We start from the raw sequence: 12,959 nt of genomic DNA, 5'->3' as shown, positions 1-12,959 counted from the left end.
TCGCCCGGGCCGAGGTGAGTCAGGCCGACGCGGCCTCGGTGGCGGTGTTGGCGGGACTTGCGCTGAGCAGCACGCACCCGCCGAGGGCGACGGCGATGCCCAGGACGAGCGGCACGCCCCACCCCGACCGGACGCCGTCGCCCAGCACCGCGATCCCGATCACGGACGGGATGACGACCTCGATCACCGAGACGACGGAGGCGGCGATCGCGACGCTGCCCCTCTCCAGGGCCCGGATGTTGCCCACCACGCCGACCGCGCCGCCGCCGAGCACCACGAGGGCGATCGGGCTCAGCACCATCTGCCAGAACGACGTCCCGTCCTCGGCCGCCCGCGCCCCCACCGCGACCAGGGAGAAGCCCAGTCCGGCGAGCACCGCCATGAGCCACGACGGCGCCCACCGGTAGCTCGCCGCGGTCGCCACGACGAGCACGCCGGTGAGCACCAGGAGCACGGTCACGAAGCCCGACGGGGGCTCGACGGAGGCGTCCGGACCCGCGGCGGCAGCCACGACGACGAGCCCCAGCACCACGACGGCCGCGCCGACCAGGTCGACGCGGCGCAGCGCGACGCCGGGCAGCACCCGCGGGGCGCCGAGCACCGAGACCACGACGGCCGCAGCGATGATCGTCTGCACCTCGAACAGCGGGGCCTTCTCGTACGCGAGGAGCGAGACGCCGAACGCGAGCCCGTCGATCACGAGTCCGACGACCACCAGCGGCTGGACGAACGCCCCCAGACCCTCGGCTCTTCTGGTCCCCGCGGCCTGCAGCAGCGTGGCCCCGCCGTACATCAGGCACGCGACGAGCGCGAGTGTCAGTCCGAGCATGTGCGCCCCTTCTCCGCCCGACGGTGGCTCGACGGTGACTCAACGGTGGCTCGACGACGCCCCGAGGTCGCGTCGAGCCGGCGAAAGCGGAGTCGGTCTCCGGATCCTACGGCCCGGTAGCCTCGTGGCGTGAAGGTGGACCCGGCAAGCCTGCTCGTCGCCGGACCGTGGGAGCACCGGTTCGTCTCCGCGAACGGAGCGCGCTTCCACGTCGCCGTCGCCGGGGACGAGGACGCGCCCCTGGTGGTGCTGCTGCACGGCTTCCCGCAGACCTGGTACGCGTGGCGTGCGCAGATCCCCGCACTCGCCGACGCGGGGTACCGCGTCGCCGCGATGGACCTGCGCGGCTTCGGCAGCTCCGACAAGCCGCCGCGCGGACACGACGCCCTTGCCCTGGCGACCGACGTCTCGGGTGTCATCCGCTCGCTCGGGGCGAGCTTCGCCGTCGTGGTCGGGCACGGCTACGGGGCCCAGATCGCCTGGTCGATGCCGGCGCTCGCACCGCGCGTGACGCGGGCGATCGCGACGCTGTCGAGCCCGCACCCGCTGCGGCTGCGGCAGTCCCGCAGCGTCCCGACCGGCACGCTCGCCGCCCTCGCGTTCGCGCAGCTGCCCTCCCTGCCCGAGCGCCGCCTGCGGGCGGACTGGGTCGGTCACCTGCTGCGCGCCTGGGGCGCCCCCGGCTGGCACTGCGAGGCGGCAGGTCTCTACGCCGACGCGATGCGCCAGCCCGCCGCGGCCCACCACGTCATGGAGCAGGCGCGGTGGCAGGTCCGCTCGAGCCCGCGTCCCGCCGGCCAGCGCTACCTCGCGGCGCTGCGCGAGGACATCACCGTCCCGGTGCTGGGGCTGCACGGCAGCGCCGACCGCTGCCTGCCGGCGTCGGGCCGGCGCTACGACGCCGCGTACGTGTCGGGGCCGCACGAGCTGCGCATCGCGCCGGGCGCCGGGCACTTCCTGCCCGAGGAGGCGCCGGAGGCCGTGACGCACCACCTGCTGGAGTTCCTCGCGCCGCTCTGAGGCGCCGTCGCCGCGTCCGGTTCGGATGTGGGCACACGGCTCACACGGCGAACGCCGACGGGCAGACGTCCGCGAGCACGCACTCCCCGCACGCGGGCCGCCGCGCGTGGCACACGCGCCGCCCGTGAAAGATCAGCCGGTGGCAGAGCATGACCCACTCCGACGGCGGCACGAGCGCCGCGATGTCGGCCTCCGCCCGCACGGGGTCGGTCTGCGTCGTCCACCCCAGCCGCCGCGCGAGGCGTCCCACGTGCGTGTCGACCGTGATGCCGGAGATGCCGAACGCGTTGCCGAGCACGACGTTCGCCGTCTTGCGCCCGACGCCCGGGAGCGCGACGAGCGCGTCTAGGTCGGGCGGCACCTCGCCGTCGTGGTCGCGCACGAGGCCCTGGGCGAGGCCGACCAGCGACCGCGCCTTCGCGCGGAAGAAGCCGAGCGGACGCAGCACGTCCTCGAGGGCGGCGAGGTCCGCCGTCGCGAGCGCCGCGGCGTCCGGCCAGCGGCCGAACACCTCGGGGGTGACGGTGTTGACGCGCTCGTCGGTGGTCTGGGCGGACAGCACGGTCGCGACGAGCAGCTGGAACGCGTCGGCGTGGTCGAGTGCGCAGCGTGCGTCGGGGTGCGCCAGCGCGAGTCGCGCGTTCACGACGGCGGGGTCCGCCATCCGCGTCTCCGGGCCGCCCGCCGCACCCTCGGCAGGACTCGTCGGCGGCGCGCTGGGCTTCACGCCCTCCACGCTACGACGTGGGTGGCAGACTGTCCGCGAAGGACAGGAGGCCATCAGTGACCGATGACGTCGTACGGACCGTCCCCCTCTTCGCCGACCTCGACGACGAGACCTATGCCGCCGTTCGTGCCGCCATGACCGCGACCAACGTGCGGCGTGGCGACGTGCTGTTCCGCGAGGGAGAGCAGGGCGACCGGTTCTGGGTCATCCTCGCGGGCAAGGTGAAGCTCGGCCACACCGCGGTGGACGGGCGCGAGAGCCTGCTCGCCGTGCTCGGGCCGGGTGAGATCGTGGGCGAGCTCTCGGTCTACGACCCGGGTCCGCGCACCGCGACGGCCACGATCCTCGCGCCGACCACGTTCCTCGAGCTCGAGCACACGCGGTTCGTCCGCCTGCTCGAGGAGCACCCGGCGCTCGGCCGGCAGCTCCTGCGCTCGCTCGCCCAGCGGCTGCGGCGGACCAACAGCGCGCTCGCGGACCTGGTGTTCTCCGACGTGCCCGGCCGCGTCGCCAAGGCGCTGCTCGACCTCGCGGCCCGCTTCGGCCGGCCCGTCTCCAACGGGGTGCGGGTCCCGCACGACCTCACGCAGGAGGAGCTGGCGCAGCTCGTCGGCGCCTCACGCGAGACCGTGAACAAGTCCCTCGCCGAGTTCTCCAGCCGCGGCTGGATCCAGCTCGACGGGCGCGCGGTCGTGCTCCTGGACCTGCAGCGCCTGGAGAAGCGCGCGCGCTGACGCGGCAGTTCGCCGTCGCGCCACGGTGCGCGACGGCGAACGAACCCTGGGCGCCCGGGTGCGCTGCGCCGTCGGGCGCCTCGCGCGTCAGGCGAGCTCGTCAGGCGAGCTCGACCGTGATCTCGACCTCGACGGGCGCGTCCAGCGGCAGCACCGCGACGCCGACGGCGGAGCGGGCGTGTCCGCCGGGCAGTACCGCGCCGAGAAGCTCGCTGGCGCCGTTCGCGACGGCCGGCTGGCCCGTGAACGTCGGCGCGGACGCGACGAAGACGACGACCTTCACGACGCGCGCGAGCCGGTCGAGCCCACCTGCGACGTCGGCGGCCGCGGCGAGCGCGTTGAGCGCCGCGACCTGCGCGAGCTCGGCGGCGAGCGCCGGGGAGACCAGACCGTCGCCGGTGCCCTGCCCAGCCCCGCGCTCGGCGGCGTCCCCGACCTTCCCGACGGCGAGCAGCGCGCCGGCGCGGAACGGCAGCTGGCCGGAGGTCTGCACGAGGTTCCCGCTGCGCACCGCGGGCACGTAGGCGGCGACGGGCGCGGCGACCGGGGGCAGCTCGAGGCCGAGTGCGGCGAGGCGCTCGGACGGCGACGCTGGAGACGCAGCCGACGCGTCGGAACCCATCACTTCTGACCGGTGGGGCGCTTGAGGTAGGCGACGAGTCCGTTGCCGCCGGGACCGGGGACGACCTGGACGAGCTCCCACCCGTCGGCGCCCCACTGGTCGAGGATCTGCTTCGTGCTGTGCACGATGAGCGGGATGGTCGCGTACTCCCAGGTCGTCATGGCGGCCATGCTACGCAGGACGAGGCCCCCTAGTCGGTGCCGGTGGCGCTCGCCCACTCCTCCTCGAACCGGGCGGCCAGCGCGGTGTCGGCCGCGACTCGAGCGCTCCAGTCGACCCCTATCGGGGCGGCGCGCACCATCGCGCGCCGCTCCCGCTCGGTGAGGCCTCCCCAGACCCCGAACTCCATGCCGGCCTCGAGCGCCTCGACGAGGCACGTCGTGCGCACCACGCACGCGAAGCACACCTGCCGGGCATCGCGCTGAGCCGCGCCACGGACGAACATCGCGTCGGGATCGACGCTGCGCCGCGCACCGCCGCACGCAGCGGCGGCGGTCCAGCTCTCGACCTCGCCGTGGGGTGTCGTCGTCGTCATCGCGGTCCTCCCGAACTCGGTTCGAGCCAACACCCTCCGAGCACCGCTCACCTGGGACCTCCGGCCCGTGCGCAGGCGCCAGGCGGGCTCCTCTCGAACACACGCCGGGCCCCGGCCGGACCCCGCTGCGGCCCACGTCACAGCGGGCTCGCATCGCCACAGGATCGCCACATCGCCGCACCCGCCGCGCCACAAGCGTGCGTGGCCCGCCACGTACCCTGGGAGCCATGCCGTCTGCCCCACGCGCACCCCGCCACCGTGTCAACGTGTTCCAGGCGATCGCCCTGCTCATGGCCTTCCTGCTGCTCGCCGCCGTCGGTGGAGTGCTCTCCGCCGGACTGCTGATGCCGGCGGTCGCCGCGATCGGGACCACGTCCAACGCGGCGCAGCAGCTGTTCGACGACCTCCCGACCGACCTGGAGATCCAGCCGCCGTCGGAGCAGTCGCGCGTCCTGGCCTCCGATGGCAGCACGCTGGCCACGTTCTTCGCGGAGAACCGCATCGTCGTGCCGCTCACGGAGATCTCGCCGTACATGCAGCACGCGGTGATCGCGACGGAGGACCAGCGGTTCTACGAGCACTCGGGGGTCGACCCGGAGGGTCTCATGCGGGCGGCGCTCCAGACGCTCCAGGGCAACATTCAGGGCGCGTCGACGCTGACGCAGCAGTACGTGAAGAACGTCCTCATCGAGGCCGGCGTGGTCTCGGGCGACGACGAGGCGATCGAGGCGGCCCGCGAGGCGGACGGCGCCGAGGGCATCAACCGCAAGCTGCGCGAGATGAAGCTCGCGATCTCGCTCGAGAAGGTCTACACCAAGGACGAGATCCTCCAGGGCTACCTCAACATCGCGCAGTTCGGCGCGAGCCGCCTGTACGGCGTCGAGGCCGCGTCGCAGTACTACTTCGGGCACAGCGCGAAGGACATGACGCCGGCCGAGGCCGCGCTCGTCGCGGGCGTCACCAAGAGCCCTGGCCTGTACGACCCCACGCGCGGCGCGGACGACGGCTACCTGCAGGCGACCAACCGCCGCGACACGGTGCTCGGCCAGATGCACGCCCAGGGCTACATCACCGACGACGAGTACGCGACGGCGCTCGCGACCCCCGTCGCCGACATGCTGCACGTGACGCCGACCCCCGTGGGGTGCGCCACCGCCGGCATCAGCGCCTACTTCTGCGAGTACGTGACGAAGGTCGTGCTGCTCGACGGCTACCTGTCCGACGACGTCGACGAGGCCCGCCAGCTGCTGCAGCGCGGCGGCTACACGATCACGACGACGATCGACCCGGTGCGTCAGCAGCAGGCGTTCGACTCGCTCACGGCCCAGATCCCGGAGAACGACCCCTCCTACATCAGCAAGAAGGGCGAGGAGGGCATCTCCGGCTCGATCGTGACGGTCGAGCCGGGGACGGGCAACGTCGTCGCGATGGTGCAGAACACCACCTACGGCGACGCCACGGCCGAGAACCCGAGAGCCACGAAGGTCAACTTCAACGTCGACGCCGCGTACGGCGGCGGCCAGGGATTCCAGACGGGATCGACGTTCAAGGCGTTCATCCTCACCCAGTGGCTCATCGACGGGCACTCGCTCAACGAGACGGTGAACGCCGCGAACGGCCAGACGTTCCCGGCCAACACCTGGAACATCTCGTGCTCCCCGGAGTCTGTCGCGACCTACGAGCCGAAGAACCTCGAGCCGGGCGGCGGTCAGATGACCGTGCTGCAGGCGACCGAGAACTCGGTGAACACGGCGTTCGCCTACATGGCGAACAAGCTCGACCTGTGCGCCGTCCGCAACACCACGAGCGCGATGGGCGTGCACGTCGGCGCCGGGACCATCGACCCGAATGACGTGCGTGGCACGGACGTCGAGTCGCTGTACGAGGCGCAGGCCGGCTCCGACATCCTCGCCATCCCCTCGATGGCGCTCGGCTCGAACACCATCGCGCCCCTCACGATGTCCGCGGCGTTCGCCACCTACGCCGCCAACGGCGTCTTCTGCGAGCCCCGGTCGATCACCTCGATCACCGATCGCGACGGGGCGCAGCTCGAGATCCCCGGCTCCCAGTGCTCGCAGGCGATCGACCCGACCATCGCGGCCGGCGTGACGTACGCGCTGCAGAACGTCGTCTCGAGCGGAACCGCCACAGGCGCACAGATCGGGCGTCCCGCGGCCGGCAAGACCGGAACCGCGAACGAGGACTACAACGCGTGGTTCGTCGGGTACACGCCGCAGCTGTCCACCGCCGTGTGGATGGGTCACAGCGAGGGCGACATCCCGATGACCCGCACCGTGCTCAACGGGCGCTACTACTCCCAGATCTACGGTGGCCGCATCCCGGCGCCGATCTGGGGCGACTACATGAAGAAGGCCATGGACGGCCTCGAGGTGAAGGGTTTCGCCGAGGCGCAGGAGAAGCAGATCTGGGGCGACCGGATCGCCGTCCCGAACGTGATCGGGCAGTCGATCGCGCGCGCCACCTCGATCCTCGAGGGCGCCGGGTTCACCGTCACGGTCGGCGAACAGCGTCCTAGCGACAACATCGCGGTGGGCAGCGTCGGTGCGCAGTCGAGCACGGGCCGGATGACCAAGGGCTCGGTGATCACGCTCTACCCGAGCTCCGGCCCCGCCCCCGTGGAGACCCCCACCACGGACCCGAACGCCCAGCAGACCGCACCCGCGGCCGACACCGGCGGCGGCAACGGTGGCGGCGGCAACGGTGGCGGTGGCGGCGGCGGTGGCGGCCGGGGGGACGGCTGAGCACGTCAGCGGCGCTGCGCACGACGGCGGTCCTCGCCGCGGGTGCGGCGGCCGGGTTCGCCTACGCCCTGCTGGAGGCGCACGCCTTCACGGTGCGTCACGCCGTCGTGCCGGTGCTCGACCCTGACGCCGAACCGGTGCGCATCCTGCACGTCTCCGACCTGCACCTCGTGCCGTCGCAGACGGACAAGATCGCGTTCGTCCGTGACCTCGCGACGCTCGAGCCCGACGTCGTGGTGGACACCGGCGACAACCTCGCGCACCGCGAGGCGCTGCCTCCCCTGCTGCACGCGCTCGAGCCGCTCCTGGCGCTGCCCGGGGCGTTCGTGCTCGGCTCGAACGACTACTACGCGCCCGTCGCCAAGTCGTGGTCGCGCTACCTGCGCAAGGACCCGCGCGACGCGGACACCCCCCGCGCGCTGCGCCGGCGCGACACCGAGTCGCGCGTGCTCCCGGCGGGTGAGCTCGCGGCCGAGCTGCGCCGGGCGGGCTGGAAGGACCTCACCAACCGGCGCGACGCCGTGATCACCCGGCACACCCACCTCGACCTCGTCGGGGTGGACGACCCGCACCTGGACCGCGACGAGTTCCCCGCCCGCGCTCCCCTGCCGCGGGGTGCGCTGCGGGTCGGCGTGGCGCACGCGCCGTACCGTCGGGTGCTCGAGGCGATGCGGCACGACGGCGCCGAGCTCGTCCTCGCGGGCCACACGCACGGCGGCCAGCTGGCCGTCCCCGGCTACGGCGCCCTGGTCACGAACTGCGACCTCGACCGCGGGCGCGCCAAGGGCCTGCACGGCTGGCCGGGGCCACGACCCGACGCGCGCGGCGGGCAGGGCTCGTACTGGCTGCACGTCAGCGCGGGCCTGGGCACCTCGCCGTTCGCGCCGGTGCGGTTCGCCTGCCGGCCCGAGGCGACGCTGCTGGAGCTCGTGCCCGCGGACTGACGCCGGGCGCGCAGGCGGCGCTCAGCCGACGACCTCGCCCGCCCACTCCCGCGCGGAGATCTCGGGGCGCGACGTCCACTCCTCCTCGAGCATCGGCGAGGAGATCAGCAGGTCGGCGGTGGCCACGTTGCAGGCCATCGGCACGTTCCAGACGGCGCCGAGCCGGAGCAGGGCCTTGACGTCCGGGTCGTGCGGCTGGGGCTCGAGCGGGTCCCAGAAGAAGATCAGCATGTCGATCTCGCCCTGCGCGATGCGCGCGCCGATCTGCTGATCCCCGCCGACGGGGCCGGACAGCAGCCGCGTGACCGGGAGGCCGAGCTCGTACTGGAGCATCGTGCCGGTGGTGCCGGTCGCGTACAGGAAGTGCCGGGCGAGCGTGCCCCGGTTGAACTCGGCCCAGCGCAGGAGCTCGACCTTCTTGTTGTCGTGGGCGACCATCGCGATGTGGTGCACGGCGGACATCTCTCACCTCGTTCCGTGGGGGATCTGGACCACTCCACCGTGCGGCCTCGACCTGGCTGTCGCCTGTGAGGGGCGTGAAGGCGACGTGACGATCGGGCGTGATGCCGGTCACCGCGCCGAAGGACGCGCCGATTCGTGATCCGGGCCGGAGTCGGGCTATTCTGGTCCGCGGCCCGTTCGCGGGCCGCGTCCCCCGTCGCAAGGCGGGTTCGGGGTGTGGCGCAGCTTGGTAGCGCGCTTCGTTCGGGACGAAGAGGTCGCAGGTTCAAATCCTGTCACCCCGACATGACGAGAGGCCCGTCGGCGTCAGCCGACGGGCCTTCGTCATGTCGACGGTGACGAGATGCCGGGAGGAGCCGCGCCCGGCGAGGAACGAGCCGGTCGCTGCGACGGTTCCTGTCACCCCGACAGCAGGAATGGCCCGCCGGCGTCAGCCGACCGGGCCGTTCTGCTGTCGGGGACGGCTGAGGCCGCGCCGCACGACGCCACAGCGACGGGCCGCTTCGTCACAGCGACTCAGCCGGATCACGCGAGCACGCGCATGTCCCAGACCTGCGCCGATGCTGTCGACGCCGATGGCCGCCGCTCGGTCGGTCGCTCTCCCGTCACGACCGGTCGCTCCTGCGTAACGGAGCTCGCGGCGCGAGGCGATGCGACGGAGCCGCTCAAGCGGCGTCGTCCGGCCCGACCTGCCGCCTCAGGTACCGCGCGTCGTCGTTCACGTACGCGTAGTACAGCCCGATGAGCAGGCCACCACCCACGAAGTTGCCCGCCAGCGCGATCGCGATGTTCCCCAGCGCGAGCCCCACGTCGATGCCCTCCCGCAGGCCCACGATGAGGAACAGCACCGTGTTCGCGACCGAGTGCTCGAACCCGAGGAACGCGAAGATGAAGACGCTCATGATCATCACGAGGCTCTTCATCACGTCCTCCTTGATGAGGCCGTTGTAGACCAGCAGCATCGCCAGGTTGATCATGAAGTTGCACAGCACGGCCCGCACGAACAGGTCGCCCCAGCCCGCCAAGCCCTCGGAGAGGTACGACAGCTTGTGGTCGACGGCGGCGCTCATCTGGTCCCCGACCGCACTCGAGGAGACGGTCGAGAACCGCAACAGGATCGCGACGAGCAGCCCGCCGAGCGCGTTCCCGAGGTAGCACAGGCCGAGGATCCGCAGGGCCTTCATCGTGCTGGTGCGGTGGTGGTAGGCGCCGATCGCGACGATCATCATGTTCGACGTCAGCAGCTCGGACTTGCTGTAGTAGATGAAGACGAGCGCGAACCCGAACAGCAGCGCCCCGACGATCCGCCCGATCGCGGTCCAGTCCCCCAGCCCGACGTTCCCGAAGGCCGCGATGACGGCGTAGTTCGTGCCGTACATGATCCCGATGACGATGCCCGCCATGCCCGCGCGCATGAGGTAGCGCCGGGCCATCTCGCCGCTCATCGCGGTCTTCGTGTCGAGCGCCTCGAGCACCGTGGAGATGAACTGCTTCCCCGGGAAGAGGCCAGCCGCGTCCGCCATGGCGCTCACGTTCCCACACCGTGCCCGGTTCGGGCAGGGTTCCGAACGGCCGGATCCGGCCCTCCCGGTTCGTACGATGGGGACCGAAGCCCGTCGGAAGGAACCGCTGTGCCCCTGCGCGCCCGCACGTCCACGTCCCACTCGATCGTCCCGGCCCGCAGGCGGCCGCTCACGCGCGCCGGCGCCGTCGCCGCTCTCGTCCTCCTGCTGGGCGCGATCGCGGGTCCGGCACTGGCGCACGACCGCCTCCTCACCTCCACCCCCGCCGACGGCGAGACCCTCACCACCGCGCCGACGCAGCTCGTCCTGTCCTACAGCGACGAGATCGCGCCGATCGGCGTCGAGGTCACGGTGACGGGTCCGGCCGGTGAGGCGCGCAGCGGTGACCCGCAGGTCTCGGGCACGGACCTGATCGTCCCGCTCGCCGCAGACCTCCCCTCAGGCAGCTACGCCGTCGCGTGGCGGGTGACGTCGTCCGACGGTCACCCCATCGACGGCACGTCCGCCTTCACGCTCGACGTCCCCGCGCCCTCGCCCACGCCCGAGCCGAGCGCGTCGCCCACGATCGAGCCGACGACGGCGGCGCCCACCACCGAGGCGCCCTCGCCTACCGCGTCAGCCGAGTCGTCGACCTCGTCCGAGTCGACGGCGAGCCCCGCGCCGTCGGGCGTCTCGGGCCTGCCGGGCTGGGCGATCGGCGTCATCGCGGTCGGGATCGTCGGGTCGATCGTCGCCGTCCTCATGCGCCTGCGCCGCGGCTCGCGGCTCGGCGAGTGACCGCTCCGGGCGAGGGAGCAACCTCGCAGACGTCAGAAACCCTCTCGCAGACGTCCGAAACCCTCTCGCAGAGCACGATCGACAGCCCGGCCTGGCAGCTCCGCTTCCGCGCCGCCACCGTCTCGCTGCCGGACTGGGCCGAGCACGCGCCCGGCCGCGCCGTCGCGATCGCGCCGGCCGACGGCGTGCGTCAGGTGCACTCGCTCGACGTCGCGACCGGCACGCTGACCCCGCTGACGGACCGGCCCGCCGGCACCACCGACGCGACCATCTCCCCTGACGGCGCCTGGGTCTGGTGGTTCGACGACTCCGACGGCGACGAGTGCGGCGTCTGGCGGCGCCAGCCGTTCGGCGCCGCACCCGGTGCGGGCCTCGAAACGCCCACCCCGCTGCCGCCCGCCTACTCCGCGGGCCTTCTCCTCGGCACGCTCGGCGGCCCCGGCGGGCGCGAGCGCGTCGTCGTCGGCTCGAGCGACGACGACGGCAGCCGCGTCCACGTCGTGCTCGACGGCGTCGCGCACGAGGTCTACGCGCACGCCGAGGACGCGAGTCCGGCCGCGCTGTCGCACGACGCGACCCTGCTCGCCGTCGAGCACTCCGAGCACGGCGACTCCCGCCACCCGGCGCTGCGCGTGCTGCGCCTGAAGGAGGAGTCGCGTCGGTACGGCGCGCACGGCCAGCGGATCGTCGGGGCGGACGCCGTCGCCGAGCTCTTCGACGGGCCGGGCCGTGGGCTCGGTGCGAACGCCTTCGCCCCCGTCGCGGGCGACCCGCGGCTGCTCGTCACGCACGAGCGCGAGGGCAGCCCGGCCCTGCTGGTCTGGGACGTGCGCACGGGCGAGGAGACCCGCATCGACCTCGGACTGCCGGGCGACGTCGCCGACGCCGACTGGTACCCCGACGCGAGCGCACTGCTCGTCGCCGTCGACCACGAGGCCCGCACCCGGCTGTACCGGGTCGAGCTGGCGAGCGGCGCCGTCGTGCCGGTCGGTCCCGCGAGCGGGACCGTGAGCGGCGCGACCGTGCGGCCCGACGGCGGCCTGTGGGCCGCGTGGTCCTCGGCGGCGCAGCCGCGCAGCATCCGGGCGTTCGCGCCGCAGGGCGCGTCAGCGGACGAGCGTGCCGACGACGTAGCCGCCCGGCCGGAGGGCGTCGTGCTCGTCACCCCGCCCGGTCCCGCCGCACCGCCGTCGGTCCCGGTCGAGGACGTCTGGGTGGACGGCCCCGGCGGCCGGATCCACGCGCTGCTGCGCCGGCCCGCCGACGCGCCCGAGGGCGAGCCGCTGCCCGTCGTCGTCGACGTGCACGGCGGGCCGACCTGGCACGAGTCGGACTCGTTCGCGCCCGACCTCGCCGCCTGGGTCGACCACGGCTTCGCGGTGCTGTGCGTGAACTACCGCGGCTCGACCGGCTACGGCTCCGCCTGGCGCGACGCGCTCGAGGAGCGCGTCGGGTTCACCGAGCTCGCCGACGTCGCCGCCGTGCACGCCGCACTCGTGGCCGACGGCGTGCTCGACCCCGCACGATCGGTGCTGTCGGGCGCGTCGTGGGGCGGGTACCTCACGCTGCTCGGCCTCGGCACGCAGCCCGAGCGGTGGACGCTCGGACTCGCCGGCGTGCCCGTCGCGGACTACGTGCAGGCGTACGAGGACGAGATGGAGGGCCTCAAGGCGTTCGACCGCTCGCTGTTCGGCGGGTCGCCGCAGGAGGTGCCGGACGCGTACCGGGTCTCCTCGCCGATCACCTACGTCGACCAGGTCCGCGCCCCCGTGCTCGTGCTCGCGGGCGAGAACGACCCGCGCTGCCCGATCCGCCAGATCGACACCTACCTCGCGGCGCTCGCCGCCCGCTCGGCCGCCGAGCCGGCCGCGCCCGCGCACGCCGTCTACCGGTTCGAGGCCGGGCACGGCTCCTACTCCGACGACGAGCGCATCGCCCAGGTGCGTGCGCAGCTGGCGTTCGTCGCCGAGCACCTGGCTGGGGCGCCCGAGGCGCTGACGGCGGGCTGAGGTCGGGCCTAGGGC

General features: G+C 73.2%; 13 protein-coding genes and 1 tRNA gene. 7 read left to right on the top strand and 7 right to left on the bottom strand.

Going from position 1 to position 12,959, the window contains the following annotated elements:
• Nucleotides 1-19: 19 nt before the first annotated feature.
• Nucleotides 20-829: a hypothetical protein gene (locus AC3AQ1_RS11175; RefSeq protein ID WP_108719029.1), complete on the bottom strand. Its 810-nt coding sequence runs from the start codon at nt 827-829 to the stop codon at nt 20-22.
• Nucleotides 830-958: 129 nt separating this feature from the next.
• Between AC3AQ1_RS11175 and AC3AQ1_RS11170 the strand changes: the two genes are divergently transcribed.
• Nucleotides 959-1,849, top strand: a complete 891-nt coding sequence (locus AC3AQ1_RS11170; RefSeq protein ID WP_108719028.1) for an alpha/beta fold hydrolase — start codon at nt 959-961, stop codon at nt 1,847-1,849.
• Nucleotides 1,850-1,889: 40 nt separating this feature from the next.
• Here the strand turns inward: AC3AQ1_RS11170 and nth are convergent, their stop codons facing one another.
• Nucleotides 1,890-2,513 (bottom strand): endonuclease III, encoded by a 624-nt coding sequence (gene nth, locus AC3AQ1_RS11165; RefSeq protein ID WP_108719027.1) that lies wholly within the window; start codon nt 2,511-2,513, stop codon nt 1,890-1,892.
• 119 nt (nt 2,514-2,632) lie between these two features.
• On the opposite strand from nth, the gene AC3AQ1_RS11160 reads away from it, so the two are divergent.
• Nucleotides 2,633-3,310, top strand: a complete 678-nt coding sequence (locus AC3AQ1_RS11160) for a Crp/Fnr family transcriptional regulator (RefSeq protein WP_199916470.1) — start codon at nt 2,633-2,635, stop codon at nt 3,308-3,310.
• Between the two features lie 100 nt (nt 3,311-3,410).
• Here AC3AQ1_RS11160 and AC3AQ1_RS11155 read toward each other — a convergent pair whose 3' ends face one another.
• Genes AC3AQ1_RS11155 through AC3AQ1_RS11145 form a run of 3 tightly spaced genes read right to left on the bottom strand, consistent with a single transcriptional unit; the run spans nt 3,411 to nt 4,467 of the window.
• On the bottom strand, nt 3,411-3,932 hold the full coding sequence (locus AC3AQ1_RS11155) for a RidA family protein (protein WP_108719026.1): 522 nt from the start codon (nt 3,930-3,932) through the stop codon (nt 3,411-3,413).
• Nucleotides 3,932-4,093 (bottom strand): Sp36 family protein, encoded by a 162-nt coding sequence (sp36, locus tag AC3AQ1_RS11150; protein WP_139986575.1) that lies wholly within the window; start codon nt 4,091-4,093, stop codon nt 3,932-3,934. The genes AC3AQ1_RS11155 and sp36 overlap by 1 nt, the downstream gene beginning before the upstream one ends.
• Nucleotides 4,094-4,122: 29 nt before the next feature.
• On the bottom strand, nt 4,123-4,467 hold the full coding sequence (locus AC3AQ1_RS11145) for a WhiB family transcriptional regulator (RefSeq protein ID WP_108719025.1): 345 nt from the start codon (nt 4,465-4,467) through the stop codon (nt 4,123-4,125).
• A gap of 227 nt (nt 4,468-4,694) precedes the next feature.
• Here AC3AQ1_RS11145 and AC3AQ1_RS11140 point away from each other — a divergent pair, with 227 nt between their 5' ends.
• Nucleotides 4,695-7,229 carry a transglycosylase domain-containing protein gene (locus AC3AQ1_RS11140; protein ID WP_108719024.1) on the top strand — a complete coding sequence of 845 codons (2,535 nt, stop codon included), beginning with the start codon at nt 4,695-4,697 and terminating at the stop codon, nt 7,227-7,229.
• Nucleotides 7,226-8,173, top strand: a complete 948-nt coding sequence (locus tag AC3AQ1_RS11135; protein ID WP_370445355.1) for a metallophosphoesterase — start codon at nt 7,226-7,228, stop codon at nt 8,171-8,173. The genes AC3AQ1_RS11140 and AC3AQ1_RS11135 overlap by 4 nt, the downstream gene beginning before the upstream one ends.
• Nucleotides 8,174-8,194: 21 nt before the next feature.
• Here AC3AQ1_RS11135 and AC3AQ1_RS11130 read toward each other — a convergent pair whose 3' ends face one another.
• Nucleotides 8,195-8,635, bottom strand: a complete 441-nt coding sequence (locus AC3AQ1_RS11130) for a methylglyoxal synthase (RefSeq protein ID WP_108719022.1) — start codon at nt 8,633-8,635, stop codon at nt 8,195-8,197.
• Nucleotides 8,636-8,845: 210 nt separating this feature from the next.
• On the opposite strand from AC3AQ1_RS11130, the gene AC3AQ1_RS11125 reads away from it, so the two are divergent.
• Nucleotides 8,846-8,919: transfer RNA gene (locus tag AC3AQ1_RS11125), tRNA-Pro, on the top strand.
• A gap of 381 nt (nt 8,920-9,300) precedes the next feature.
• Here AC3AQ1_RS11125 and AC3AQ1_RS11120 read toward each other — a convergent pair.
• Nucleotides 9,301-10,158, bottom strand: a complete 858-nt coding sequence (locus AC3AQ1_RS11120; protein ID WP_108719021.1) for a formate/nitrite transporter family protein — start codon at nt 10,156-10,158, stop codon at nt 9,301-9,303.
• 108 nt (nt 10,159-10,266) lie between these two features.
• Here AC3AQ1_RS11120 and AC3AQ1_RS11115 point away from each other — a divergent pair, with 108 nt between their 5' ends.
• Both AC3AQ1_RS11115 and AC3AQ1_RS11110 read left to right on the top strand, forming a co-directional pair.
• Nucleotides 10,267-10,935, top strand: a complete 669-nt coding sequence (locus AC3AQ1_RS11115; RefSeq protein ID WP_159096519.1) for a copper resistance CopC family protein — start codon at nt 10,267-10,269, stop codon at nt 10,933-10,935.
• Nucleotides 10,932-12,944, top strand: coding sequence for a S9 family peptidase (locus AC3AQ1_RS11110; protein ID WP_108719020.1), 2,013 nt, complete (start codon nt 10,932-10,934; stop codon nt 12,942-12,944). The genes AC3AQ1_RS11115 and AC3AQ1_RS11110 overlap by 4 nt, the downstream gene beginning before the upstream one ends.
• The last annotated feature ends 15 nt before the right edge of the window (nt 12,945-12,959 follow it).

This window comes from Miniimonas sp. S16 (assembly GCF_057748195.1).
This window is presented reverse-complemented; position numbering and strand designations above follow the sequence as displayed.

Excerpts from the sequence above, each read along its gene's own strand:
- nth (WP_108719027.1), bottom strand. The coding sequence starts at position 2,513 with ATGGCGGACCCCGCCGTCGTGAACGCGCGACTCGCGCTGGCGCACCCC.
- AC3AQ1_RS11140 (WP_108719024.1), top strand. The coding sequence starts at position 4,695 with ATGCCGTCTGCCCCACGCGCACCCCGCCACCGTGTCAACGTGTTCCAG.
- AC3AQ1_RS11145 (WP_108719025.1), bottom strand. The coding sequence starts at position 4,467 with ATGACGACGACGACACCCCACGGCGAGGTCGAGAGCTGGACCGCCGCC.
- AC3AQ1_RS11155 (WP_108719026.1), bottom strand. The coding sequence starts at position 3,932 with ATGGGTTCCGACGCGTCGGCTGCGTCTCCAGCGTCGCCGTCCGAGCGC.
- AC3AQ1_RS11175 (WP_108719029.1), bottom strand. The coding sequence starts at position 829 with ATGCTCGGACTGACACTCGCGCTCGTCGCGTGCCTGATGTACGGCGGG.
- sp36 (WP_139986575.1), bottom strand. The coding sequence starts at position 4,093 with ATGACGACCTGGGAGTACGCGACCATCCCGCTCATCGTGCACAGCACG.
- AC3AQ1_RS11120 (WP_108719021.1), bottom strand. The coding sequence starts at position 10,158 with ATGGCGGACGCGGCTGGCCTCTTCCCGGGGAAGCAGTTCATCTCCACG.
- AC3AQ1_RS11130 (WP_108719022.1), bottom strand. The coding sequence starts at position 8,635 with ATGTCCGCCGTGCACCACATCGCGATGGTCGCCCACGACAACAAGAAG.